This window comes from Paraburkholderia franconis, from assembly GCF_009362735.1.
GTDB classification, from domain to species: domain Bacteria; phylum Pseudomonadota; class Gammaproteobacteria; order Burkholderiales; family Burkholderiaceae; genus Paraburkholderia; species Paraburkholderia franconis.
Window position 1 is genome coordinate 1 of record NZ_WHNP01000034.1, and the last position, 22,518, is coordinate 22,518.

Sequence of the window (22,518 nt, forward strand, 5' to 3'; positions counted from 1 at the left end):
AGCATCTGCGCACGACGAACGCGATTGAATCGACGTTCGCGACGGTGCGCCACCGTACGACGCGCACGCGTAACTGCGTATCGCGACCAACCTTCCTCGGACTGGCATTCAAGCTGATCGAGGAAGCCGAGAAAACCTGGCGTCGTATCAACGGCCCAGAAAAGATCAAGCTGTTGCTCGAGGGCGTTGCCTTCAAGGACGGCGAACCGGTGCAAGACGATCGGCCGGTTCAGCAGAAACTCGCCGCTTGAAATCGATCGCCGTCAAATTGTTCATACACCACTCTTGACACTAGCTCTCCTCGCGGTTGACCTGCCCAATGGGCAGCGATACGGGCTTACCATGTTCCGCTTGAAAAACACGATGGGTTAGGTCCTGCCTCTCCGCCGGTAGCTCTGTTGTCCGTGTATTCCCAAGAACTAGGGGAATAGCCAGCTACGGTGCCTTTTGGCTACAGCCTGTCAGTACCTTTGGCTGCTCACAAATAACGACGTTTATAGCAGTTCACTTCCGTTGACCATGCCATCAAGCCTAGTGCCCACGCCACGTCGGTACTCGCAGCACTGTGCTACATTGTCCTGACCGCTTCGAACCAGAGCGTTACCACTCTCGCACGGGTCAGTAGGCTACCGCTGACGGAACAGCGGACTCTGTCACTGCGATGTTCTACAGGCAGAGCAATTCTTCAAGCGACCTCATGTCGCACAGCTCCAGTTTGTTCACGAGCACGAGCCAATGAGTAAGCTGAAAGACATTCACGGATTGTTCAACGGCCGCCACTTTGATCGCTACGTTATCGTTCTTTGTGTGCGTTGGTACCTGCGTTACAAGCTCAGCTTTCTAGACCTCGCCGAAATAATGGGCGAGCGCGGTCTGTCGGTGGCCCACACGACGATCGTGCGTTGGGTCAAGCGAGATTGCACCAGAGCCCATCGAGGCACTGTTGACACTCGCTCCTGCCATATTTGCAGGGCCCCCGCTCTGGCACAGTCTCCATCCCCTGATCGGGCGAGCGCCGGCAAGGATTTTGACGCCCTCGCCGTTCACCTCGCGCTGTTCGCGCCCTAGCCCATCACGCGCAAACTCGGCAGCAACGCCCTCCCTTCCTGCGCCGATGTCTCCGGCCAGCGCAGCCGCTCGACCGTAATCTCCCGTCGCGGCGCCTCGCTCACGAACGCATCGAGCGTCTCGCGAATATCGCGGTCGATGAAATCCGCGCGCTCGGCGTCGATCAGCACGGTCGAGCGATCCGGAATCTGCGCGAGACAGTGCGTGAGCATCGGCTTCGACAGGAACGTCGCGTCCTTGCGCAGGCACAGCAGAAAATGGTCGTCGTGACGCGTAAGCGTGAAGGTGCGCGACAGGTTCGCGCGCATCGCGAGCATCGCGCTCGTTGCGATGCCGATGCCAATGCCGATCAGCAGGTCAGTCGCGAGTACGCCTGCGATCGTCGCCGCGAACGGCACAAAACGGTCGATACCTTCTCGCGCCATTGCCGCGAACAGCGCCGGCTTCGCGAGCTTGTAACCGGTGTGAATCAGGATCGCCGCGAGACACGCGAGCGGGATCAGGTTCAGCACGGCTGTCAGCGCGAACACGCTCGCGAGCAGCAACACGCCGTGAATCACGGCCGACATGCGCGTCTGCGCGCCCGCATGCACATTCGCCGAACTGCGCACGATCACGGCCGTGAGCGGCAAACCGCCCAGCGCGGCCGCGACCATATTGCCCACGCCCTGCGCCTTCAGCTCGCGATCCGGCGACGCGCGGCGGCGCCTCGGGTCGATCTGTTCGACGGCTTCGAGACTCAGCAGGGTTTCCAGACTCGCAACGACGGCGAGCGTCAACGCGACGCGCCACACGTCGGCATCGACGAGTTGCGTAAGGTCGGGCATCGAGATCACGCCCACCAATGCGTCGAGCGAATCCAGCGACATCAGCGACACACGATGCTCAGCAGGCAACGCAAGCGCGGGCGCAAGCAGATTGAGCGCAAGCGTCACGCCGATTCCGAGCGCGACGACAGCCAGCGGGCCCGGCAGCATGCGCGTGATCGCAAGACGTTTCGCGCGCGGCGTCTCCCATGCAAACAGCGTCGCGACCGACAGGACGGCGAGCACAATCGAGACCGGCGACACCTGGCCGAACGGCGTCGCCAGCGTGGCGGCGTGCGCGGCGTTCGCATCCGCGCCCGTGATGAGCCCCGCGCCCAGCGGAATCTGCTTGACGATCAGCATGATGCCGATCGACGCAAGCATGCCTTTGATGACGGCGACGGGCACGAAGCTCGCGAGCCGCCCCGCGCGCAGCAGGCCGAAGCCGATCTGCAGCGCGCCCGCAATCAGCACGGCGGCGAGAAACGCGGAGAAACTGCCGAGCGAAGCGATCGCCGAGACGACGATCACCACAAGGCCCGCCGCGGGACCGCTCACGCTCAGATGTGAGCCGCTCAGGAGCGCGACGACCAGTCCGCCGATGATGCCCGATACGACGCCGGCAAACGGCGTGGCGCCGGACGCCGCGGCAATGCCCAGACAGAGCGGCAAGGCGACCAGAAAGACGACGATGCCGGCAAAAACGTCGCTACGCAAAGTCGATAGACGGGAGACAGAAGGTGTGTGCATGGTATTCGCGAGGTCGAGTTGAGCCACGCCGCCCGGCGATGGGCGCCGGCGGCTCGATGGTCAGAACGTGAAAAGGAGTTTGTTTCGAGGCCGGTTACGCTGCGTCGCGCATGTCGGCCATCTGCTGCGCTTCTTCCATGTCGGTGAGTTGCATGAGCAACCCTTTGCGCAGCCCGAAGATCCAGCCATGCACCTGCGGCGGACAGGGCGCGCGGCGCACGATCGGCGATTCGCGCAACAGCCGCACCTGCTCGATCACGTTCAGCTCCGCGAAGCGGTCAACGCGTTCGTCGAAATCGGCGATCGCGTGCAGCTCCTCGCGGTGCCGTTCAGCCAGTTCGCGCAATCCGGCGATGCGGCGGTTCACAACTGGCAGCGCATCAGATGGAGGCGACAGAGCCGCGCGCACGCCGCCACAATGGTGATGTCCGCAGATGATGATGTGTTCGACATTCAGCGCATGCACCGCATACTCGATCACGCTCGACGCATTGCCGTCGTCGGACGTATAGAGGTTCGCGATGTTGCGATGGACGAACAGTTCGCCAGGCTGCGCATTCGTGATGCGCTCGGCGGGCACGCGGCTATCGGAACAGCCGATCCACAAAATGCGCGGCTGTTGTCCGCGCGCCATTTCCGTAAAGAACTCGGGCTCGCGTGTCGACACCTCTTGCGACCACGCGAGATTGGACAGCAACAGGCGTTTGGGGTGATTCATCAATCGGGCTCCTGCCGGGTCAGAATTGAACAGGGTCGGCTGTCCGTCGCGGACAAACGCGATGGTGATTACGAACAGCTTACGACAAGAAGGTTCCGAAATAAATCGACAAAAATCATTTGATGCTGGGTGCATCCGATGCCCGGAAAGCGTGTATTCATGCGGCTCTCCGCACTTATGTGTCATTTGCGTGATCCGCTGCACGTTGGTGGAGCGGCACTCTTACAGCAAGCACGATTCCCTCGAATACCAACCTGCAGTCCGGAGATGTCGATGCGCTTGCATACTCTGTCCGGATGCGCCAGTAGACGGCCGCTCAAACCGCGTTAAATCCTGAAGCGAATAGCCAAGGCTCGTTCACGGCGCAAATATCATAAAGACAGTCGGACGCGGCGCAGACGGGGAGGCGGATCTGATTGCGTCAGTTGCAAGCACTATTAGAGAAGCCGGCATCGCTACTGCATTGCCGGCTCCTTTCCTTCACAACGTTCGAGATAGGATCAGTACGTCGCCACTAGCGGATTCGATGGCACAATCCGCACTGCGGCAGGGCTCTGAACCAGCGGGTTCCACCACGACAGGTGCATGTTCGCCGCTCCCGTGCCATGCACGTACTCGACCTTGATCGATGTCGGCTGCTTCGCGGTCAGCAACACGATACCGCTCGCCGTCGAACGCGTCGAAGTATTCTTGTTGATGACCTGCACGCCGTTGATCCATAGACGCGCGACGTTGTCGCTGTCGATCGTGAACGTGTAGAGGCCCGTCGCCGACGCTTCGATCGCACCCGTCCAGCGAATGCCGTAGTTCGTCACGTTGATGCCCGCCGACGCATCCGGCGAATCAGTGCCGCGCTCGGTGTTCAGATCGAAATCGACCAGCGGCGTCACCGACGTTTTCACCGGCGCACTGGCGAAAGTCGGATCGTTGTAGTACCCGACGTTCAGCACGGGGAGCCTCACATCGAATCCGCCCGTCAGCGCCTGCACTTCCGACGTTTGCCACGGGTGGCCATCCGGGTAGATCGTGCCCTGGAACGGCGTCGCGGGTTCGACCGTCGCGGGTGCGCCCGGCGTCTGCCCCCAGTGGAAGCGCGTATTCGTGCGCCCGATCATCAGTTCCCAGATGATGAAGCCTGTCATGCCGCCGTAGTTCGACACAATGCCCGGCATCGTCTGCCCCGTCGTGCCAGGGAAGCCGCGTTGCAGTGTTTCCGAATTCAGCGCGTTCACGTAGCTGCCGTTCACCGGCCCCGTGTACGGGTTGTTATACGGATGGAACGCATAGAAGTCCGAGAAGTACGTGCCTTCGTCTTCCTGCACCTGCGGCGAATTGATCGGCTGCGTCGCGCCCGCATTGAGGATCGCGATGCGCGCGTCGTTCATCATCACCGCGCGCGTCTGCTGCAATGCGCCGTTGCCGCTGCAACCCGGCTCGTTCATCGGCTCCCAGAAGATGATGCGCGAGTCGTTACGGTGCGGCGCGACGAAGTCGGTGATGTAGTTTGCGAGGCTCGCCTTGTACGTGACGGCCGCGTTCGATGCGCTCGGCTGGAAGTATGCCTGTTCGATCGGCGTGCCCGGCGACTGCACCCACTGACTGTTGTGCACGCCCCAGACGGGCGCGGGCTGCGGTCCGTACGCAGGCGTCGGGTTCCAGCAGTCGTCATAGAAGATCGGCGACACCTTGATCCCGTGCCGCGACGCGATTTCCAGCAGGTTTTCGAACTTGCTGAGGAACGCGACCCGGTCGTTGGCCCACACCAGATAGTGCAGATACACGGCGATCGTGTTGATACCGTAGGTCTGCGCATACGTCAGCTCGCGGTTCACGATGGCGGGATCATAGTTCTCCCAGAAGTCGATGGCGTTGACGGCCGTCGACGGCGTGTAGACCATGCCGACCACCTTCGAGAAATCGAAGCTCGGCGAAGTAACAGCGGGATACGTCTTGATCGTGATGTTGCTGAAGGTCGCGCCGACACCGAAGCGGCGCACGCCGAAGCTTCCGTTCGCGAACGCGGCGGGCAGCGCGTTGGTCGCGTCGTTCGCGCTGATCACGCGTTGCTGGTCGAGATCGACGGTGATGGCCGTGCCGCTCGTCGTAACCTTCAGATGGTGCGTGCTGCCGCCGGTGATGGTGCTGTTCGGATACTGGATGAACTGCGTCCAGTTGTTGTTCTCGCGGCCTACGACCAATGTGTGCGAGCCCGTGTCGAGGCCGACGTAGTAGCCCGTCAGGCTATCGGGACCGCCTGCCGTGGGATTGGTCGTGCGCACGATAAAGCCTGCGTTCGCCGGGCCTGTGCCGACGGGACTGCTGACCGTCACGTCCGCCTCGTACGATGCCGTCGCATACGTGCTGCCGAGCGCGACGGCTTTGTCGCCGGCACCCGTGCCATTGGTGGCGGGCGCCGGAATCGTGATGCTCGAAGCCGTCGTGCCGGGCACCCAGCCCTGCGTGGAGCCGGGCGCCAGATAGCTCGTGAAGTCGCCGAAGCTGAGCGTGGCAGTGGAGAGCGCAGCGGGCGGCGCGGGCGGTGTGTACGGCGGAAGATTCTTGTCTGGATCGCTGATGACGACGGCTGGCGTAGTGGTTCGCATGCCGAGCGGCGTGGATCCCGCCAGCCTGAATTCGCTCTGCACGGCAGCCGATGCTGCGCTCGCGGCGGGCGTCTGTGTGTCGGCCACCGCTGCCGGGTTGGATGAATCGCTGTTTCCACCGCACGCGGCCAGAAGCACCGCGCTTGCCGAAAGCACGAAGAAGTTGCGCACCTGTCTCTCCTGTGATCCCCGTGTTTATAAAAGGTCGAAAATTATTATTAATTTATCGCGCTTAGTTCTGTCTTTACCTGCGCACGGCGATCCTGACAACTCTGAAGAAACGGAAACGATACGGCAAAAATTAATAATATTATTAGTCATCGATTGCTGTATCGGGAGTTACCCTGGCGATGTGGGATGAAGGGAGGACGGAGTGCAAAGCGTGGATAGCCATCCACGAGACTCGAGGGCTCTCGCGTTTCAGGCGAGGTGCCGGCGACGTGAGGCCTCCGCCTGTGGGCGCATCAATCGCCGATCAAGGCAACATCCGGAAAGAATCCCGAACAGTTCGAAAGCACTTTCGGAACGCGTGCGCTGTTCAATGTTTTGCGCGCAGCACATTCCAGCGACGATTGAATCGTGGGCCGCACGCTCCCCGACGTGGCCCGCGACGCATGTTCAACGCCACTGGAAATATCTGCCATGTCAATCGACCGCCGCCTTTCTTCGCTCTCCCGTTTATTCTTCCGCGTTGCGCAGTCCCGTCGCGACGCCATGCCGATAAGCGCCGCTGCGCTGCTGTTCGCGACGGCTGCACATGCCGCGCAGATGACGCCCGCCGCCCATGAGGAACCCGTCGACATCTGCCCTGCGCTGTCGCACATCGTGTCGTCCGCCGACTTCAAGAAGCTGGACGACGAACCGGATGCACAGCTACCGGGCGTCGATGCCATCGACGGTTGTCGTGCTAACGCGCACTCATACGATTGCCACTGGCGCGCGCATTGGGAAGCGGACGGCTTCGTCAACGATCCGCTCGAAGAAATCGGCGCGGACATGGCAGCATGTTTTCCGAACGCCGTGCACGACATCAACACACGGACACGTCAGCACTTTATCGTGAAGACCGCCAATCGCCGTGTGAGCGTCACGGCCAGCGTGCGAGGCCAGAACGAGTTGCGTCTGCGCGTTGCGCGCTGAACGTTCCCACTCCGCCGATACGCCATGCCCGAGCGCATCGTGATCGCGTCTTTGATTCCGCAAGTCACGAGGATCGCGCTGGCCGCGCTGTGCCTGTCGTTGCTGAGCGGCTGCGCATGGACGCTGATCACAGCCGCCGACGCGACGGGTTCCGTCATTCAGGCGGGCTACGCGATCGCGTCGAACTACTCGTCGAACTACTCGTCGCCGACCTTCGTCAACGGACGCCCCGCGGAGATTCGTACCGTATGCATCGAGGTGAACCAGACTGTGTCGGTCGGCGACTTCGTGCCTGCTCTGCAACTCGCTCGACCGGCACGGCGTGCGTTCCGATGTATATAACGCGGGCACGTCGCCGGCGGGCTGCGAGGCGCGGCTCGTGTACAACGCCTCTGTCGACTACGGGCGTCGCTCGTTCAGCGACGAGGCCGTTCAGTATCTTTCGACGATCGATCTCACGTTGATTCAGCGCGGACGTATTCTCGTGACGGCGCGATATCAGACGGGAGGGTTGGGCGTCGACAGGTTTTCGAGCACGTCGGTGAAGGTCAATGGACTCATCGACAAGATGGTCGTCAACCGGCTCAACTTGCCGTCGGAGACGATGCAGACTTCGGCGCTCGAGAATTGATCGCTGCGCGGCGATCCTCTTCTCGTTCGCAACTGTCTTCGTTGGCAAGCCTCGTGGGCTGTGGAAACCTCGTCGCAGTCAAAAACGACGAATCATCACGCACGAACGATTTCGAAAGCACCTCCCGCTTTCGCGCAAGCCGACGCGCAACTACCATCTCGTGCATGAATCCATCCATCATGGTCGTCGACGACGACCCCGTCATTCGCGACATCGTTCGCGACTATCTGCAAGGCAGGGGCTTCACGGTCTCCGTGTTCGAAAACGGCATCGCGTTGCAGCAGGCTTTGCAACGCGAGCGGCCCGCTCTCGTCGTGCTCGACATCATGATGCCCGAACTCGATGGCATCAGCGCATTGCGCGCGCTGCGCCACGCGGGTGACGACATTCCTGTGATCCTGCTGACCGCCCGCGCGGATGTGATCGATCGCGTGATCGGACTCGAACTCGGCGCGGACGATTACCTGGGCAAGCCGTTCGATCCGAGCGAACTTGTCGCGCGCATCCGCAGCGTGCTGCGACGGCGCGAAAGCGCAGCCCCGGCCGCGCCCGAAAACCGGGCACCGTATCGCTTCGGACGCTTCGAAGTGAACTTCCCCGCTCGCGAGCTGCGTTGCGACGGCGAACGGATCACGTTGCGCTCGAGCGAGTTCGCAACGCTAAAGGTGTTCGTCTCGCACGCGATGACGGTGCTCACGCGCGCTCAACTTCTCGAAAAGATATACGGTGCGACGGATACGCATCGCGACCGCAGCCTCGATGTGTCGATATGGCGTTTGCGCCGCCTGATCGAGGTCGATCCTTCCGAGCCACGCTATGTGCAGACGGTATGGGGCAAAGGCTATATCTTTGTGCCGACCGGTCAGACGGGCGCGGCCGACCGTTACGACGCGCCCGTCGGCAATGCCTGATTCGAAGCCCGCGAAAGGTCAGAACGTCAAGACACTCATGAACATCCGCTGAAGCCAGCCGAGCGTCGTCGAATCGGCGAGCGCGATGATGTCAGATTGGAGCGTGCGCACGCGTGCCGTTGCGGCATCGCGGGCAGCACGCGATGGAGATCGTGGGCAAAGTCCGCTTCCGCGGTGAGATTCATCGTGGTGTCTATGAAGTGCTGGGCGCCGAAAAGACGCACCCAGTCCGCGTGCAGGCCGAAGCGCCGATCGTTACTCGACGGGTCAACGCGCAGTGTAATGGACGCAAACCCGTCCATGGTTACACGGTAGCAATCGGTAAGGATTTGGAGTTGGCGCCGGCATGCCTGTAACGCAAACTTCGCAATCGAAGCGGCGGCCGTTGAACAATCCGTCAATGTCTTTCAGCTTGCGCATTGGCTCGACGCCCCAGCCGCATATGAAGATCTGTGCTTCGACGATGAACCATGCATGTACGCCCAACTGCGAGACAATCGAAACAGGCGACCGCGTCTTCATTCATGCACTCACTGCCATCAAGCCTGGCGAGGAGTTGTCTATCGACTACGGCCTCGTAATCGACGGTGAGATCACCGAGGATTTCGGACACAAATGCGCATGTCATTGCGGCACTTTCTTGTACCGTCGATCGATGCCTGGACGCAGTGCAACGGCACCATGAATGAGGCGCGCTAGTTTCGCGTTTTCGCACAGCCTCGGCCGACTCCTGCCCAATGCGGCTCACACCATCGCCGTAGCTTCGATCTCGATCTTGAAGCCGAAGTGAAGCGGACCGACCGGCACGATCGCGCGGGCCGGTCGCGCATCGCCCGCCCAGTCCGCGTAGATCCGATTGAAGCTCGGCCAATGCTCAATATCGGCGAGATAGACCCGAACCTGCACCAGTTGCGCGATGCTGCTGCCAGCACTTTCCAGCGCCTTCGCGAGATTCGTTAGCACCTGCCTGGCTTGCACCTCGAAAGACGCGTCCGTCAGCTTTCCACCCTGCGCGTCGATTGGCAACTGGCCGGACACGAACACCAGCCCGTTTGCGATCGCCACGTGACTATAGTGGCCTCCCGGCGTCGCGAGGCTCGCCGGGTTTTCCATGCGCGGCAACCGCACGCCCGATTCGTCACCAGCCATGAAAGCGGCTCCATACGGTAGTTTCGCCATCTGCAGATAGCGCGTGATACTCCGGGAACTGCGCACCCGTCGCACAGGCATGATTGGGCAGGATGCGCAGCTTCGTTCCGATCGGAAAACGCGACGCCAGGCTCTTTCCCCGCGTTCCATGCACTGGCGACAGAATGCCGTGCTCCTGATTCGCGCTGCTCAATATCCAGTCGCTCAAAGGCGTGCCATCGAGCGTACATGGCAGACCATATCCGAAATCTCGCGTCTGTTTCGATGTTCCGCGATCGCGGCTCATAGCCATCCAGCCCGCGTCCAGAATCACCCAGTCTTTCTCGGGTTGATGACCGATGACTGTCGCGAGCACGCTCAAAGCGATATCGTCGGTCGAGCATATGCCGATGTTGTGCATCACGAGATCGAAAAAGACATACACGCCCGCGCGCACCTCGGACACGCCATCGAGTTTCCCGGCGGCCAACGCCGTGGGCGTCGAACCGATGCTCACGGCGTCACAAGGAAGACCCGCGTCACGCAGCCGTTGCGCGGCGCGAACGCACCCCGAGCGCTCCCTCTCGGCAAGCGCGGATAGCGCATCAGGCGTATGCAGGTCGTAGCTGGACCCCGCATGCGTCATCACGCCGCCAAGCTTGATGCCGCCCTCGTGCAGAATGCGCCCGACTTCCAGCAGCCCATCCTGCTCGGGTGAGATCCCTGAACGATGTCCGTCCGTGTCGACCTCGATCCAGACTTCGAACGTTTCCCTCTGCGCGGCGCAAAACTTTGCGACTTCTGCTGCTGCGAGTGCGTTATCGACCACCAGCTTCAAGTCGCAGCCTTGCTGCCTCAGCGCCATCGCTCTTGGCAGTTTCGAACGCACGATACTGACCGCATAAAGAATATCGGTCACGCCAGCCGCGAAGAACGCTTCCGCTTCTTTCAGCGTGGATACCGTGATGCCGTCCGCACCCGCCGCCAGTTGCGCGCGCACCACCTCCAGGCATTTGGTCGTTTTCACATGCGGGCGGAACCGCACGCCGAGTGCGTTCATCCGCGACTGCATGCGTGCAATGTTCCTGTTCATCCGCGTGACATCGACCAGGGCTGCAGGGGTATCGAGTTCGTCGAGTTTCATGATTTCAGGCAGACAGGTTGTCGTGCACCGATGCGCCGAAACGGCTGCACCAGGGAACAAGAGCGTCAAGCGTGGGCGCTTCGATTTCAGGCCTCGGCGCGCCTTCTGCCAATGACAGACCGATCCGGTTGTGCCAATAAGTGCGCAAGCCCACTGCAGCGGTGCCGAACATGTCGTAGCTCGAGCCTGCGACGAAAGCTGCGTCCGACGGCGCCACGCGAAGCGCGTCGAGCGCAAGGCGATATGGCATCGGATCGGGCTTGTACGTGCCGGCTTCTTCGGCGGTGACGACGGCGTCCCATTTGACGGGAATGATTGCCGCCGCCTGACGGCCAAGCCGTACCGAGCAGTTGGTGACGATGGCGACCTTGCAATGTGGTTGAAGTTGCCGCAATACCTCGACCGTCCCGCTCCACGGCGCCAGTTGCTGCCAGTTCGCTTCGAGCGCATACGCGACGGACTCGGGCAGGCCCGCGTTTGTTGCCGACTGCCGCGCGAGTTGTTCGTAGTCGACATATCGGCCGCATCCATAGGTCAGACGCAGGTACTCGGCGCGCCACGCCCTGCCCGCCTGTTCCGAGCCGGCGGCACGATTCCAGAGCGTCCACGAATCGAGTAGCGCGGTCAGCAGATCGAAGAGGACCGCCTTCGGGTAGACGGCCGGCGCAGATGGATTGCTCATGAGCCTGGAAACTCCCTTGATTGCTGATCGTTCAAGGCACCCAGTATAGAGCTCGAACGTGCACTATCGATTCAATCAAACAAAATCAATCATTAAAGAAAGCCGAATATTCGATGAGGTGTGGTTTAGCTTCGCCACGGCGGCTGCGGCCTGAATCGCGCCTGCATATAACGCATGAACTGCCGGGTGCGGGCGGGCAATCCGGCGCGATTGCCAGTGAGCGCGACCACATCGGCGTCGGCGACCTTCCATGCGGGGAGCAGGCGCACGAGATCACCCTTTGCGAGATCGTCCGCGACGTCCCATTCCGAGCGGAGAATGACGCCGCGGCCCTCGCATGCCCATCGACGAATCACGTCGCCATCGTTGCAGCTCAACTTCGACGACACCCTGACGCTGCGCGTCGTCCGGCCCTTGCGGAACTGCCAAAGCGACACATCTTCATTGTTCTCGCGCAGCACGATACATGGCAGATGCGCCAGATCGTCGGGCGTTTCCGGGTTCGGAAAACACTTCAGAAACGCGGGGGACGCGCAGACGAAACGAGCATTCGGCGCGATCGCATAGCCGATCAGATTCGACGCCGGCAACTCGCCGATATGAACCACGATGTCATAGCGCTCTGCCGTTTCGCTCAAGGGTTGATCAGTGAGCGTCAGCTCGATGTCGACATCGGGATTGTCCTGCTGGAAGCCGGAAACAACGGAAGCCAGGTAGCGCCGCCCGAACCCTAACGGCGCGCGAATCTTTACGGAGCCAACGAGCCCTCCCCGTCGCGCACGCAAATCGTCAAACAGCGTGTCGAACTGTTGCACGAGGTCGGCGCCGCGTTGGCACAACAGCGTGCCTTCCTCGGTGAAGCGCAACCGGCGGGCGGTGCGGTCGATGAGGCGCGTATCGAGCCTCCTTTCGATCTGTTGCAGCCGCTGCGTGACCGTAGGCGGCGAAATTCCAAGCTTTCTCGCTGCCGCAAGGAGGCTGCCGGCTTCTCGTATCGTCAGGAGGAAACGAATGTCGCTTGAATCGTTCATGTCGGTATCGTCGGGGCTGGAGCAAAGTACCCATTATCGCCACGTGACGGTCCGCAAGCTAACCGCGTTATGCGCCGAATGGCGGGTCACCGCTTCACTAGACGCCTCGGCGTTCATCAGCCGTCCGTCGAAACGGTGGTAGCCTCCCACGCGCCAATTTCCACGTTCAATGCCGACAACTTGTCTCGAACGAGCCCGAGCGCGTCGCTACCGAGCAACAGATGCGCGGGCGGATGATCCGCTGCAATGGCGGCCAGCATTGCGCGCGCCGCTTTCCTGGGATCTCCCAATTGCTTGCCGCTTTTTTCCTCGCGGGCCTGGCGGATGGGATCGAAAATCTCGTCGTAATCCGAAATCGAGCGGGGGGTCCGCGTCATCGAGCGACCTGCCCAGTCAGTGCGAAATGAGCCCGGCGCCACGGCCGTCACGGCAATACCGAAGGGCTTGACCTCTTTGCCGAGCGCCTCGGAGATGCCCTCCAACGCAAACTTGCTCCCGCAGTAATAAGCGATTCCCGGCATTGTGATGTAGCCGCCCATCGACGTGATATTCAGAATGTGGCCGCGGCGGCGCTCACGCATGAACGGCAGGACGGCCTTCATCATCGCGACCGCGCCAAATACATTCACATCGAACTGCCGGCGCATTTCCGACAGCGGCGATTCCTCCATGATCCCCTCGTGGCCGTAGCCGGCATTGTTGACCAGCACATCGATTGGCCCCACGTCAGCTTCGATTTCCGCTACGACGCCGTCGATCGCGTCGAACCCGGTCACGTCGAGCACACGTCCCCAAGCGGCATTCGCGGATAAGGACTCGAATTCACGCTTTGCCTGGGCACTTCTTACGGTACCGACGACCTTGTGACCCACCGCCAGCGCTTCCCGTGCGAGCGCGCGGCCAAAGCCGCTGCTGACGCCGGTGATGAGCAGAGTTTTGCCGGATGCCATTGAATCTTCTCCCGAATGTCGATTGGAGAGTGCATGCTAATCTGACGACCGAGGTAAATTAAGCCGAGTTCCGCTGATTTTCTTGCATAAAACTATGAACACGATACGCGCTTCGACCCAGCATCCAGCTCTATCCTCTCGAAGCCAGAAACGCATGGTTGCCCTGCTACACGCGTTGGCGCCCGACGAGGGCTACAACCTGACGGCACTGCCCAGCGTCCGCATCTTGCGGTCGAACCGTGCGCTATCGCGCGCCCCCGTTCTGTACGACCCCGGGATCGTGATCGTCTGCCAGGGCCGCAAGCGCGGTTATTTCGGCGACCAGCTCTACCTGTACGACGAGCGTCACTACCTGGCCGTGTCGGTGCCCGTGCCGTTCAGCATGGAGACCGACGCAACCGCGGAGCGCCCACTGCTCGCGCTGTATCTGCACCTCGATTTCACATTGGCCGCCGAACTTGCGGAGCGGATCGACCGCGAAGACGCGGAGGCGCGCACACCAGCACCTCGGAGCATGATGTCGACGCCGATGGATGAGGCGATGCAAGCGTCCGTGCTGCGCTTCCTGGAGGCGATGCATCGGCCGCTCGAAGCTGCCGTGTTGGGCGCCGGGCTGCTGCGTGAACTGTATTTCCGGGTGCTCACGGGAGCCCAGGGAAGCTCGTTGCGTGAGGCATTGGCGATGCGAGGACAGTTCGGCCAGATAGGCCGCTCACTGCGGCTGATTCATGCAAGCTATGCGCAGCCCCTCGACGTAAGGCAACTGGCCGATGAAGCGGGTATGAGCATTCCGAGTTTCCACAGCCACTTCAAGGCAATTACGCAGGTGTCGCCGATGCAATACGTGAAGTCGACGCGCCTTCATCAGGCTCGCCTGTTAATGGTGCGCAAGGCGCTGACCGCGGAGGCGGCGGGACACGCTGTGGGTTACGCGAGCCCGTCCCAGTTCAGCAGGGAATTCAGGCGTCTGTTTGGCTTGACGCCGGCCGCAGAGGCTAAGCGCATGCGCGAGAGCTTCGCGATCCCGGCGGTATTCGCCGATACGGCTTATGTCTCGTCGCACTGAATTTGGCGCGATCCGGTTTGATCGTAGATCAGCGATCGGACATCCACGAATGTATGAGGCGGCGCCCACAACGTCGTCGTGAAGGACGGTTACTGGCACGCATTCGATCCGTCGTCGAAGGGGAGCCGTGGTTCTCACTCGCACTATCGGCATCGGCCAGCAGTCATCAGCGCGGCAGTGTGAGGGTCGTCGGCGATGGTCATAACCATTGGCCCGTCGTTCACGTCATCCGGATGACCGCAAGCAGACAGATTTCAGACAATTGTTCGCCACTAAAAAGGTTGGTTACGGCCAACCCGAGGCGCGATGCGAATTTATTGAACTGGTCTATACCCAGGAGCGTGGCGATCAGATCACTCTCGCAAGCCGGTGACCGGTGGCGTCATGGCGATGCGGCAATGTCGATCCTCGGCGCAGGTTCTTTTTGGGAAAAACGCAAACGGCGTAGGTTCTCTCGAAACGGGGAAAAAACCTACGCCAGCGCACCCTGCCCAGATAGCGGAAGGTCAGCGCAACTCATTAACAGGCGTTCATAGCCGATGGATAAATCAATTTAAAATCAGTGCATTAAATGGTTGCAATCCGGAGTCTTAACCGCCTTTCACGAACTGGGCATTACGCTTTTTCATTCGTTCACTACTTTAAACAATGGGAAAATAGCTCCCACATTCATGTCGGGCGCACAACAAAAAATCCTTATATATCAGCCATTTAGACGCACCGACCGAATTCGAATGGGCACACCCCTATGCAATCCTAAGCTATTCGTTTTCTTCGAAATAGTGCCCAAACTTGACCTGTTTCGTGCGGATATAGCGCTCGTTCTCTTCGCGCATCGGAATCGCCAGTGCAACCCGCTCGCAGACGGGAATGCCGTGCTTCGACAGCGTGTCGAACTTCTTCGGGTTGTTGCTCATCAGGCGCACGGACGTCACCTTCAGCAGCCGCAGAATGGCGGCCGCCGAATCGTACTCGCGCGAGTCTTCGGGCAGGCCGAGGTCGAGATTGGCCTCGACGGTATCGCGGCCCTGCTCCTGCAATGCATACGCGCGGATCTTGTTCGACAGCCCGATGCCGCGTCCTTCATGTCCGCGCAGATAGAGCAGCACGCCGCAACCTTCGGCTGCGATATAGCGCAGCGCGAGATCCAGTTGTTCGCCGCAGTCGCAGCGATACGAGCCGAGCACGTCGCCCGTCAGACATTCCGAATGCAGGCGCGTGAGCACCGACTGTTTGTTCGCGACATCGCCCATCACGAGCGCGACGTGTTCTGCGCCCGTGTCGTTCACACGAAACACATAGGACGTGAAGATGCCGTAGCGGGTTGGAAGCGTGGCCGTCGCGTCGAGCGCGACGCATTCGCCGGTAGGTGCGCCGTCTGCTTGCGACGGCTCGTGAGACATGGGCATGGCGTTAGCGGTATTGCGGACATGAACCCGTGAACTAACGGGGATGAAGACCGGAGTGAAAAAGAAACCGGCGAACAAAGTACAGAGCGGAGTTTACCGCTAAACGGTGAATTCTACCTGTCGCGCGCTTCGCGATGCTGCGCGCGGGCGCTGCGGCGCATCCGCCATTGCATGAAACGGAACGAACGAACGCAGCCATCCATCGCGTTGCCGTTCGCATGACATGCGTGCCGGCCCCACGAAACCAGGCGAAGCGAGCGTCGCCGCAGCCGCTGTCGACGCCTATACTTGATCTGCGCTTGATCTGCGCTTGACGTGCCTCTCCTTCACCCCAGCGCGCCGCGGCCGGGCGTGCTGCACTGCAAACGGAGCCGCTCCATGACTAGCGTTGCACAAGTACTCAAATCGAAGCCGAATCAAGACGTCTACACCGTCGAGGCATCCGATTCCGTCTACAACGCCATCAAGCTGATGGCTGAAAAACAGATCGGTGCATTGATCGTCAAGGAGAACGGGTCGATCGCGGGGATCGTCACCGAACGCGACTACGCGCGCAAGATCGTACTGATGGACCGCTCGTCGAAGACGACGGCCGTACGCGACATCATGAGCAGCGCCGTGCGCTTCGTGACGCTCGAGCAGACCACCGACCAATGCATGGCGCTGATGACCGAGCGCCGCATGCGGCACCTCCCCGTGATGGAAGGCGACAAGCTGATCGGCATGGTGTCGATCGGCGACCTCGTGAAGAACATCATCGCCGAGCAGCAGTTCACGATTCAGCAGCTGGAGCACTACATTCACGGCGCGTAGAAGCGCCTTCGCCCTGCGCTGTCGCACCTTGCGTTTCGTCGTCGCGACAGCCGCATTTGACTTGACGCGCGCAATGCGCCGCCCGTCAGTCCGTTCGCTCGCGCCAACAAAAAAAGCCCAATCCGCGAGGTTGGGCAAAGCCACCTTGCGGCGGCGGAGGTTCAAGGTTTCGTCGACAGCGACGCGGCCCCGGGTTTCTGAAGCCCGCGCCGCGACGCCGTAACGATGTTTGTCATGCGCGCTTCATTGTTCTTCGAAAGCACGCATGCAGGGCCGCACACTTCGCGGCCCCTGAACGACGATTAATTGCCGAAGTAGACGTTTTGCGTCGGGCTCAGCCGCTTTGCAGCGCCCGATTGCGACGAACCGTTGGTCGCCGGGCCGTAACCCGTATCGGCGACAGGCGCTTGCGCAACAGCGCCGTTCTGGGCCTGGACGCGTGCTTCGGCGGCCTGGATGTCGGCCGGATAGGTCGGATCGGAAGCCGTTGAGGGGTTATACCCTGCCTTTTCCAGCTGGATCAGTTCCGAGCGAACCTGCGCACGGGTGACGGGTTGGCTCGACTGCGCGAACGAAACGACGGGAGCAGCGAGAACAGCAGCAATGGCGACAGCCTTGATCAGCGATTTCATGGTAACTACCTCCAATGATTGTTTTATCAGCCGCTTCACACACCGTGTGTGAAGCAAGTGAGTTCAGTGTAGCCACCGGTGCACCGAGGGAAAACCCCTATATCGGAGATACTTAATTGCGCTGAGTGCAAAAGTTCTGCGGCCATGCGAGCCGCCTGTCGATTCAAGGGACGGAGTGCCGCAATAATGACGGGCCGCATCAGGACTTGCCCAGAAGTGCGGCAAGCGTGACGACTGCCACATATCAAGGCCTATGGGACATCGACGGTTTGCGCGAAGCTCGGCCCCGCGCCGTGCGCGTCATCCCGCTGACAGCAGCTTGCGCGGACCGCTGACGAACGGACTGCCCGGCTCGTAGAAGCGCAACAGACGATGCGTCTCGCGCGCGATGCCGATGCGCGTCGTCACCGCAAACGGCGCGGGCTTTCCGTCGATCGCACCGAGCCACAAGCCGCGCCCCGTGCAGAGGTCGGCGCCGTCAAAGCCCAGATCGATGCCAAGCGCGAGCGCGAGCCGGCCAGGCCCGCGCGCAAGATCGCGCGGCTTTGCATCCGGCCGGCGTGCCTGCATCCATTCGATGCCTTCGACAGGCTCCAGCGCGCGGATCAGCACGGCGGCCCCCGTCCCTTCGCGCTCGCTGACCACGTTGATCACGTTGTAGATGCCGTAGGTGAGCCGCACATACGCATGCCCGCGCTCGAGGAACATCGAGCCGTTGTACGCGCGCCGCCCCGGCCACGCGTGATTGGTCGAATCGCCGACGGGATACGCCTCCGTCTCGACGATGCGCCCCGCCACGCGCCCTTCGCGCAGATCGTGGACCAGGTATTTACCCAGCATGAAGCGCGCAAGGTCAACCGTATCGACGGGTAGATCGTTGCGACGTAGAGGAACGATAGGAAGTGTTGTCGTGACCATACGGTGATTCGTCGGCGGCAAACGGGTCGGCGGCGTGCGCCAAACAGTTTGCAGCATGATGACGCGTCGCCCGTATCCATGCACGATGCACGCAATCCGGCACGAATGACGTCGATCCGGCGCCCATCCGTTGTACCGATGCCTCATCCTGACGACCCCATGTCTTCACCATGGAACCAATTGAGGTATCGTTACTGTCCGGCTAGCCGCATCGGTGTTCCGGCCTGCCCTCCAGATCGGCAAGCCACCCGATGCCTATCCAACCAGCAGCATCTTTCCAGCCGTTTTCATCGCGAAGTACCGAAGTGGTAGTGCAGTCGTATCACGTATGACGGCCCGTTTGCCGGGTCCGTTCACGCGCGACACCGTCGCAAATCATGACAACAGGAGAAAGTGTATGAAGGCGATTCAGGCAATCAAGTTGGTAGGTGGCGCGCTCGTGGTTCTGGCGTCGATCAACGCCTATGCTCAGGCAAGCGATGTCGACATGACCAACCAGCCCAGTGCGAAACAGACCGCGAAGGCAGCGAAATCGGCTGACCGCGCGCTGGCGAAGAAGGTGCGCGCCGCGCTGTCGAAGAGCAAGGACATCAGTGTCTCCAACATCACGGTCCGCGCGAAGAGCGGCGCGGTGACGCTGCAGGGCTCGGTACCGGAGCAGCCGCAAGTCGACAAAGCCACGCAGGTCGCGCAAAACGTGGCAGGCGTGACATCGGTGAAGAACGCGCTGACGATCCGCCCCGTCGGGCAATAAGTTCCACGCCAAAGCCTCCGGGGCTCGCGACGCGGGCGCCCGGATCATGCACGACACACCGCTCTTCGCCGCGAGGAGCGGTGTTTTTCTTTGCGCGATGCGCGTCTTGACCTGACCTGTCATACACGCGGCGATCCGACCTGCTTTAATTTCATGGACGCGCGACTCGTGAGGCTGCGCATCCGCGCCCGGGTCATCCGAACAACGATAAACGGACTGAAACGCACATGGCATCGACCTCGCCCGTACTGCCCCGCTGGACGATCGCGGCCCCTCTGCTCGCGTGGGTCGTGCTCGGCGGCGCCTATGCGCTGCCCGGCAACGGGCTGCTGGTGACGCTCGCGGCCATCGCGCTCGGGTGCTCGGTATTCGCCGGCGTGCATCATGCGGAAGTGGTCGCGCATCGCATCGGCGAGCCGTTCGGCACGCTCGTGCTCGCCGTCGCCGTGACGGTGATCGAGGTCGCGCTGATCGTGTCGGTGATGCTGTCGGCCGGCCCGGAGAAAGCGGAACTCGCGCGCGATACCGTGTTCGCCGCCGTGATGCTCGTATGCAACGGCATCGTCGGCGTCTGCCTGCTGTTCGGCGGACTGCGCCATGGCGAGCAGGGCTTCCAGATTCGCGGCGCAAGCGCGGCGCTGGCCGTGCTCACGTCGTTGTCGGGGCTGTCGCTCGTGATGCCCAACTACATCAGCGTCACGCTCGGACCCGCGCTCACCGCCTCACAGCTTGCGTTCGCGGGCGTGTCTTCGCTGGTGCTGTACGGCGTCTTCGTGTTCGTGCAGACAGTGCGCCACCGCGACTACTTTCTCGCCGACGCAGCCGACGACGAAAGCGCGCACGCCGCGCCACCCAGCGCGCGCATTGCGCTGACGAGCAGCGTATTGCTGATGGTGTGCCTCGTCGCCGTCGTGCTGCTCGCGAAAGTGCTGTCGCCCGTCGTCGAGCGCGCGGTGCTCGAAGCGGGCGCGCCCATCGCCGTGGTCGGCATCGTGATCGCGGCGCTCGTGCTGCTGCCCGAAGGGCTTGCCGCCGTGCGCGCGGCACGGGCCAACCGTTTGCAGACGAGCCTGAATCTCGCGCTCGGCTCGGCGCTCGCGAGCATCGGGCTGACGATTCCGACCGTCGCGCTGGTGTTCATATGGATGGACCGTCCGCTCACGCTCGGCATCACGGGCAGGGACACCGTGCTGCTCGCGCTGACGCTTCTGATCAGCACGCTCACGCTCGGCACGGGGCGCACGACGATCCTTCAGGGAGCCGTGCACCTGTCGCTGCTGGCCGCCTATCTGTTTCTGTCTTTCGTGCCCTGACGCATTCGATCTTCGCGGACTGAGCGTCTTGCGTTCGCAACGTCAATGCAATGTAAGCAGGCCGCCGCTCAACCCGCCCAGTGCCGGTCGATCCAGTCGCGAAAAAGATTGACCTTCTGCTGATGCGCGACGCTGTCGGGATACACGAGGTAGTAGCGCGCGCCCGTCGTGAGCACCGCATCGAACGGACGCACGAGACGCTGCGCGGCCACGTCTTCTTCGATCAGCGCGAGGTCACTGATTGCGACGCCGAAGCCTTGCAGCGCGGCGTTGGTGGCGAGATCGAGCGTATCGAAGCTCGGGCCGTGATCCGCGTCGACATCGCGCGCGTCCACGTATTCGAGCCACGTTTTCCAGTCGCGATGATCGCGCGTCGGATGCAGCAGCGTGTGGCGCGCGAGATCGGCGGCGCTCGCAAGCGGCTTGTCCTGCAACAGCTGCGGCGCGCATACGGGCGTCAGCCGCTCTTCGAAGAGCGGCACCGACTGCACATCGGCGCCCGCCGACGTGCCATAGACGATCGCGGCATCGAACGGCTCGACCTGGAAGTCGACATCGTGCTGCCACGTCGTCGTGATCTGCACGTGAAGATCGGGATACTCGGCCTGGAACTGCATGATCTTGGGCAGCATCCAGCGCATCACGCAGGTCGGCACTTTCAGCGCGAGATCGGTGCGCTGGCGCGTGAGCCGCAGCGATATTTCTTCGATGCGCGCAAAGCTCTCTTTGACGGCGGGCAGCAGCAGTTCGCCTTCCGCCGTCAGCGTGAGGCCTTTCGCGTGGCGCTTGAAGAGCGGGAACCGGTAGTAGTCCTCGAGCGCGAGAATCTGGCGGCTCACGGCGCCCTGCGTGAGACACAGATGCTCGGCTGCGCGCGTGAAGCTGCGATGGCGCGCCACTGTCTCGAAGATCTGCAAGGCGTTCAGGGGCGGAAGTCGTCGCATGGGCGTGGATCGCATCAGTAAAAATCATCGGGCGTGACGCTTCGACTCGAAGCACGCGGCCGACCATTCCCAAGCATACGCGATCCAAAATTCTCCGGGCACCGTTCGTCATGCGCGGCGCTCATGCGGCAGCGGCTTCGGGACAACCCGTACGGCATGAGCGCACGTCATGGCGTCCATGCGCAGATTTCGATTGTTTGCGGATTTTGGCAAACCTAGAGTGACCCTCACCCGTAGTCCCCGCAGCCCCAACCTTCAACGAAAGGATGCACCGATGACCTTCGCCGCCCTCTACCGCCGCCGCTTCTCCCACGCGTTCGCGGCCTTTGCCTTGACGGGCGCCGCGTTGTCCGCGTTCGCCCCGCTCGCGCATGCGGATGCCCTCGACACGATCACGAAGGCGGGCATCGTGCGCGTCGGCGTGTTCGAGGATTATCCGCCGTTCGGCTCGATCGGCCCCGACATGAAGCCGCAAGGCTATGACATCGACGTCGCGAATCTGATCGGCAAGTCGCTCGGCGTGAAGGTGGAGCTGGTGCCCGTGACGGGCGACAACCGCATGGCGTATCTCGCCGACCACAAGGCGGACATGCTGCTGTCCGTCGGCCAGACGCCCGAGCGCGAGAAGGTGATCGACTTCTCGCAGCCCTACGCGCCTTACTACCTCGCCGTGTTCGGCCCGAAGACGGTGAAGGTGAAGGACGCAGGCGATCTCGCGGGCAAGAGCATTTCGGTTGCGCGCGGCACGCTGGAGGACCTGAGCGTGACGAAGATCGCGCCGCCGTCGGCGAACATCAAGCGCTTCGACGATCCGAACGGCGCTATTTCTGCATTTCTTTCTGGTCAGGTACAGTTGATGGTCGTAGGCAACGATGTGGGCGCGACGATACTCGCGCGCCATCCCGCCAACGATCCCGAGCAGAAGTTCTCGCTGTTCAGTTCGCCCGATCACGTCGGCTTGAACAAGAACGAGCCGCGCCTGCTGAAGAAAGTCGACGAAACCATCGCGCGCGCCCGCAAGGACGGCACGATGAACGCGATCTCGCAGAAGTGGCTGCGCGCGCCGCTGCCGGAGAATCTCTGAGTCCTTGCGTTGAAGTCCTTGCA

General features: G+C 61.7%; 21 protein-coding genes and 3 pseudogenes. 12 read left to right on the forward strand and 12 right to left on the reverse strand.

Features of this window, described 5'->3' with window-relative positions:
* Both GCT13_RS29135 and GCT13_RS29140 read left to right on the forward strand, forming a co-directional pair.
* Positions 1–251, forward strand: a pseudogene (locus tag GCT13_RS29135) (IS256 family transposase); the annotation flags it as partial.
* Between the two features lie 484 nt (positions 252–735).
* A pseudogene (locus GCT13_RS29140) lies at positions 736–909 on the forward strand (IS6 family transposase); the annotation flags it as partial.
* A gap of 155 nt (positions 910–1,064) precedes the next feature.
* Here GCT13_RS29140 and GCT13_RS29145 read toward each other — a convergent pair.
* From GCT13_RS29145 to GCT13_RS29155, 3 genes are all read right to left on the reverse strand, one after another.
* Positions 1,065–2,624 (reverse strand): SulP family inorganic anion transporter, encoded by a 1,560-nt coding sequence (locus GCT13_RS29145; protein WP_152763985.1) that lies wholly within the window; start codon positions 2,622–2,624, stop codon positions 1,065–1,067.
* Positions 2,625–2,718: 94 nt separating this feature from the next.
* A complete protein-coding gene (locus GCT13_RS29150) occupies positions 2,719–3,342 on the reverse strand; it encodes a carbonic anhydrase (protein WP_152763987.1) in 624 nt (207 codons plus the stop codon).
* 500 nt (positions 3,343–3,842) lie between these two features.
* Complete coding sequence (locus tag GCT13_RS29155) at positions 3,843–6,116, reverse strand: PA14 domain-containing protein (RefSeq protein WP_321574692.1); 2,274 nt, start codon at positions 6,114–6,116, stop codon at positions 3,843–3,845.
* A gap of 471 nt (positions 6,117–6,587) precedes the next feature.
* Between GCT13_RS29155 and GCT13_RS29160 the strand changes: the two genes are divergently transcribed.
* The 5 genes and pseudogenes from GCT13_RS29160 (at position 6,588) to GCT13_RS29180 (ending at position 9,312) form a co-directional block, all read left to right on the forward strand.
* Positions 6,588–7,085 carry a hypothetical protein gene (locus GCT13_RS29160; RefSeq protein WP_152763989.1) on the forward strand — a complete coding sequence of 166 codons (498 nt, stop codon included), beginning with the start codon at positions 6,588–6,590 and terminating at the stop codon, positions 7,083–7,085.
* A gap of 24 nt (positions 7,086–7,109) precedes the next feature.
* Positions 7,110–7,716 (forward strand): annotated as a pseudogene (locus GCT13_RS29165) (hypothetical protein).
* A gap of 164 nt (positions 7,717–7,880) precedes the next feature.
* Complete coding sequence (locus GCT13_RS29170; protein ID WP_152763991.1) at positions 7,881–8,627, forward strand: response regulator; 747 nt, start codon at positions 7,881–7,883, stop codon at positions 8,625–8,627.
* Positions 8,628–8,770: 143 nt separating this feature from the next.
* Positions 8,771–8,983: a hypothetical protein gene (locus GCT13_RS29175; RefSeq protein WP_152763993.1), complete on the forward strand. Its 213-nt coding sequence runs from the start codon at positions 8,771–8,773 to the stop codon at positions 8,981–8,983.
* A gap of 86 nt (positions 8,984–9,069) precedes the next feature.
* Positions 9,070–9,312 (forward strand): SET domain-containing protein-lysine N-methyltransferase, encoded by a 243-nt coding sequence (locus GCT13_RS29180; protein WP_407670878.1) that lies wholly within the window; start codon positions 9,070–9,072, stop codon positions 9,310–9,312.
* A gap of 59 nt (positions 9,313–9,371) precedes the next feature.
* Here the strand turns inward: GCT13_RS29180 and GCT13_RS29185 are convergent, their stop codons facing one another.
* From GCT13_RS29185 to GCT13_RS29205, 5 genes are all read right to left on the reverse strand, one after another.
* Entirely contained in the window at positions 9,372–9,776 is a 405-nt protein-coding gene (locus GCT13_RS29185; RefSeq protein ID WP_152763997.1) for a RidA family protein, read from the reverse strand.
* Positions 9,766–10,899 carry a DSD1 family PLP-dependent enzyme gene (locus tag GCT13_RS29190; RefSeq protein ID WP_152763999.1) on the reverse strand — a complete coding sequence of 378 codons (1,134 nt, stop codon included), beginning with the start codon at positions 10,897–10,899 and terminating at the stop codon, positions 9,766–9,768. The genes GCT13_RS29185 and GCT13_RS29190 overlap by 11 nt, the downstream gene beginning before the upstream one ends.
* Positions 10,900–10,903: 4 nt before the next feature.
* A complete protein-coding gene (locus tag GCT13_RS29195) occupies positions 10,904–11,581 on the reverse strand; it encodes an HAD-IA family hydrolase (protein WP_152764001.1) in 678 nt (225 codons plus the stop codon).
* 125 nt (positions 11,582–11,706) lie between these two features.
* On the reverse strand, positions 11,707–12,612 hold the full coding sequence (locus tag GCT13_RS29200) for a LysR family transcriptional regulator (RefSeq protein WP_152764003.1): 906 nt from the start codon (positions 12,610–12,612) through the stop codon (positions 11,707–11,709).
* Between the two features lie 116 nt (positions 12,613–12,728).
* Positions 12,729–13,562, reverse strand: a complete 834-nt coding sequence (locus tag GCT13_RS29205; protein WP_152764005.1) for an oxidoreductase — start codon at positions 13,560–13,562, stop codon at positions 12,729–12,731.
* Between the two features lie 94 nt (positions 13,563–13,656).
* Between GCT13_RS29205 and GCT13_RS29210 the strand changes: the two genes are divergently transcribed.
* Positions 13,657–14,628: an AraC family transcriptional regulator gene (locus tag GCT13_RS29210; RefSeq protein WP_152764007.1), complete on the forward strand. Its 972-nt coding sequence runs from the start codon at positions 13,657–13,659 to the stop codon at positions 14,626–14,628.
* A gap of 761 nt (positions 14,629–15,389) precedes the next feature.
* On the opposite strand, the gene ribA is transcribed toward GCT13_RS29210, so the two are convergent.
* On the reverse strand, positions 15,390–16,031 hold the full coding sequence (gene ribA, locus GCT13_RS29215) for a GTP cyclohydrolase II (protein ID WP_152764009.1): 642 nt from the start codon (positions 16,029–16,031) through the stop codon (positions 15,390–15,392).
* A gap of 384 nt (positions 16,032–16,415) precedes the next feature.
* On the opposite strand from ribA, the gene GCT13_RS29220 reads away from it, so the two are divergent.
* Entirely contained in the window at positions 16,416–16,850 is a 435-nt protein-coding gene (locus GCT13_RS29220) for a CBS domain-containing protein (RefSeq protein ID WP_090873685.1), read from the forward strand.
* 302 nt (positions 16,851–17,152) lie between these two features.
* Here the strand turns inward: GCT13_RS29220 and GCT13_RS29225 are convergent, their stop codons facing one another.
* Positions 17,153–17,482, reverse strand: coding sequence for a DUF4148 domain-containing protein (locus GCT13_RS29225; protein WP_152764011.1), 330 nt, complete (start codon positions 17,480–17,482; stop codon positions 17,153–17,155).
* A gap of 300 nt (positions 17,483–17,782) precedes the next feature.
* On the reverse strand, positions 17,783–18,400 hold the full coding sequence (locus GCT13_RS29230) for a DNA-3-methyladenine glycosylase (protein ID WP_152764013.1): 618 nt from the start codon (positions 18,398–18,400) through the stop codon (positions 17,783–17,785).
* A gap of 397 nt (positions 18,401–18,797) precedes the next feature.
* On the opposite strand from GCT13_RS29230, the gene GCT13_RS29235 reads away from it, so the two are divergent.
* Together GCT13_RS29235 and GCT13_RS29240 are read left to right on the forward strand one after the other, a co-directional pair.
* The gene (locus GCT13_RS29235; RefSeq protein ID WP_152764015.1) at positions 18,798–19,154 is read left to right on the forward strand and encodes a BON domain-containing protein; all 357 of its coding nucleotides are present in this window, start codon (positions 18,798–18,800) and stop codon (positions 19,152–19,154) included.
* 227 nt (positions 19,155–19,381) lie between these two features.
* On the forward strand, positions 19,382–20,467 hold the full coding sequence (locus GCT13_RS29240; protein WP_152764017.1) for a calcium:proton antiporter: 1,086 nt from the start codon (positions 19,382–19,384) through the stop codon (positions 20,465–20,467).
* A 68-nt stretch (positions 20,468–20,535) separates the two neighbouring features.
* Here GCT13_RS29240 and GCT13_RS29245 read toward each other — a convergent pair whose 3' ends face one another.
* Positions 20,536–21,411 (reverse strand): LysR substrate-binding domain-containing protein, encoded by an 876-nt coding sequence (locus GCT13_RS29245; RefSeq protein ID WP_152764019.1) that lies wholly within the window; start codon positions 21,409–21,411, stop codon positions 20,536–20,538.
* A 274-nt stretch (positions 21,412–21,685) separates the two neighbouring features.
* Between GCT13_RS29245 and GCT13_RS29250 the strand changes: the two genes are divergently transcribed.
* A complete protein-coding gene (locus GCT13_RS29250) occupies positions 21,686–22,495 on the forward strand; it encodes a transporter substrate-binding domain-containing protein (protein WP_152764021.1) in 810 nt (269 codons plus the stop codon).
* Positions 22,496–22,518 lie beyond the last annotated feature (23 nt).

What these genes read in the sequence shown, in the direction of transcription:
- GCT13_RS29175 (WP_152763993.1), top strand. Translation starts at nt 8,771, where the DNA reads ATGGAGATCGTGGGCAAAGTCCGCTTCCGCGGTGAGATTCATCGTGGT.
- ribA (WP_152764009.1), bottom strand. Translation starts at nt 16,031, where the DNA reads ATGTCTCACGAGCCGTCGCAAGCAGACGGCGCACCTACCGGCGAATGC.
- GCT13_RS29180 (WP_407670878.1), top strand. Translation starts at nt 9,070, where the DNA reads ATGAAGATCTGTGCTTCGACGATGAACCATGCATGTACGCCCAACTGC.
- GCT13_RS29210 (WP_152764007.1), top strand. Translation starts at nt 13,657, where the DNA reads ATGAACACGATACGCGCTTCGACCCAGCATCCAGCTCTATCCTCTCGA.
- GCT13_RS29250 (WP_152764021.1), top strand. Translation starts at nt 21,686, where the DNA reads ATGACCTTCGCCGCCCTCTACCGCCGCCGCTTCTCCCACGCGTTCGCG.
- GCT13_RS29160 (WP_152763989.1), top strand. Translation starts at nt 6,588, where the DNA reads ATGTCAATCGACCGCCGCCTTTCTTCGCTCTCCCGTTTATTCTTCCGC.
- GCT13_RS29240 (WP_152764017.1), top strand. Translation starts at nt 19,382, where the DNA reads ATGGCATCGACCTCGCCCGTACTGCCCCGCTGGACGATCGCGGCCCCT.
- GCT13_RS29220 (WP_090873685.1), top strand. Translation starts at nt 16,416, where the DNA reads ATGACTAGCGTTGCACAAGTACTCAAATCGAAGCCGAATCAAGACGTC.
- GCT13_RS29225 (WP_152764011.1), bottom strand. Translation starts at nt 17,482, where the DNA reads ATGAAATCGCTGATCAAGGCTGTCGCCATTGCTGCTGTTCTCGCTGCT.
- GCT13_RS29195 (WP_152764001.1), bottom strand. Translation starts at nt 11,581, where the DNA reads ATGAGCAATCCATCTGCGCCGGCCGTCTACCCGAAGGCGGTCCTCTTC.
- GCT13_RS29205 (WP_152764005.1), bottom strand. Translation starts at nt 13,562, where the DNA reads ATGGCATCCGGCAAAACTCTGCTCATCACCGGCGTCAGCAGCGGCTTT.
- GCT13_RS29190 (WP_152763999.1), bottom strand. Translation starts at nt 10,899, where the DNA reads ATGAAACTCGACGAACTCGATACCCCTGCAGCCCTGGTCGATGTCACG.
- GCT13_RS29185 (WP_152763997.1), bottom strand. Translation starts at nt 9,776, where the DNA reads ATGGCTGGTGACGAATCGGGCGTGCGGTTGCCGCGCATGGAAAACCCG.
- GCT13_RS29200 (WP_152764003.1), bottom strand. Translation starts at nt 12,612, where the DNA reads ATGAACGATTCAAGCGACATTCGTTTCCTCCTGACGATACGAGAAGCC.
- GCT13_RS29150 (WP_152763987.1), bottom strand. Translation starts at nt 3,342, where the DNA reads ATGAATCACCCCAAACGCCTGTTGCTGTCCAATCTCGCGTGGTCGCAA.
- GCT13_RS29170 (WP_152763991.1), top strand. Translation starts at nt 7,881, where the DNA reads ATGAATCCATCCATCATGGTCGTCGACGACGACCCCGTCATTCGCGAC.
- GCT13_RS29230 (WP_152764013.1), bottom strand. Translation starts at nt 18,400, where the DNA reads ATGGTCACGACAACACTTCCTATCGTTCCTCTACGTCGCAACGATCTA.
- GCT13_RS29145 (WP_152763985.1), bottom strand. Translation starts at nt 2,624, where the DNA reads ATGCACACACCTTCTGTCTCCCGTCTATCGACTTTGCGTAGCGACGTT.
- GCT13_RS29245 (WP_152764019.1), bottom strand. Translation starts at nt 21,411, where the DNA reads ATGCGACGACTTCCGCCCCTGAACGCCTTGCAGATCTTCGAGACAGTG.
- GCT13_RS29235 (WP_152764015.1), top strand. Translation starts at nt 18,798, where the DNA reads ATGAAGGCGATTCAGGCAATCAAGTTGGTAGGTGGCGCGCTCGTGGTT.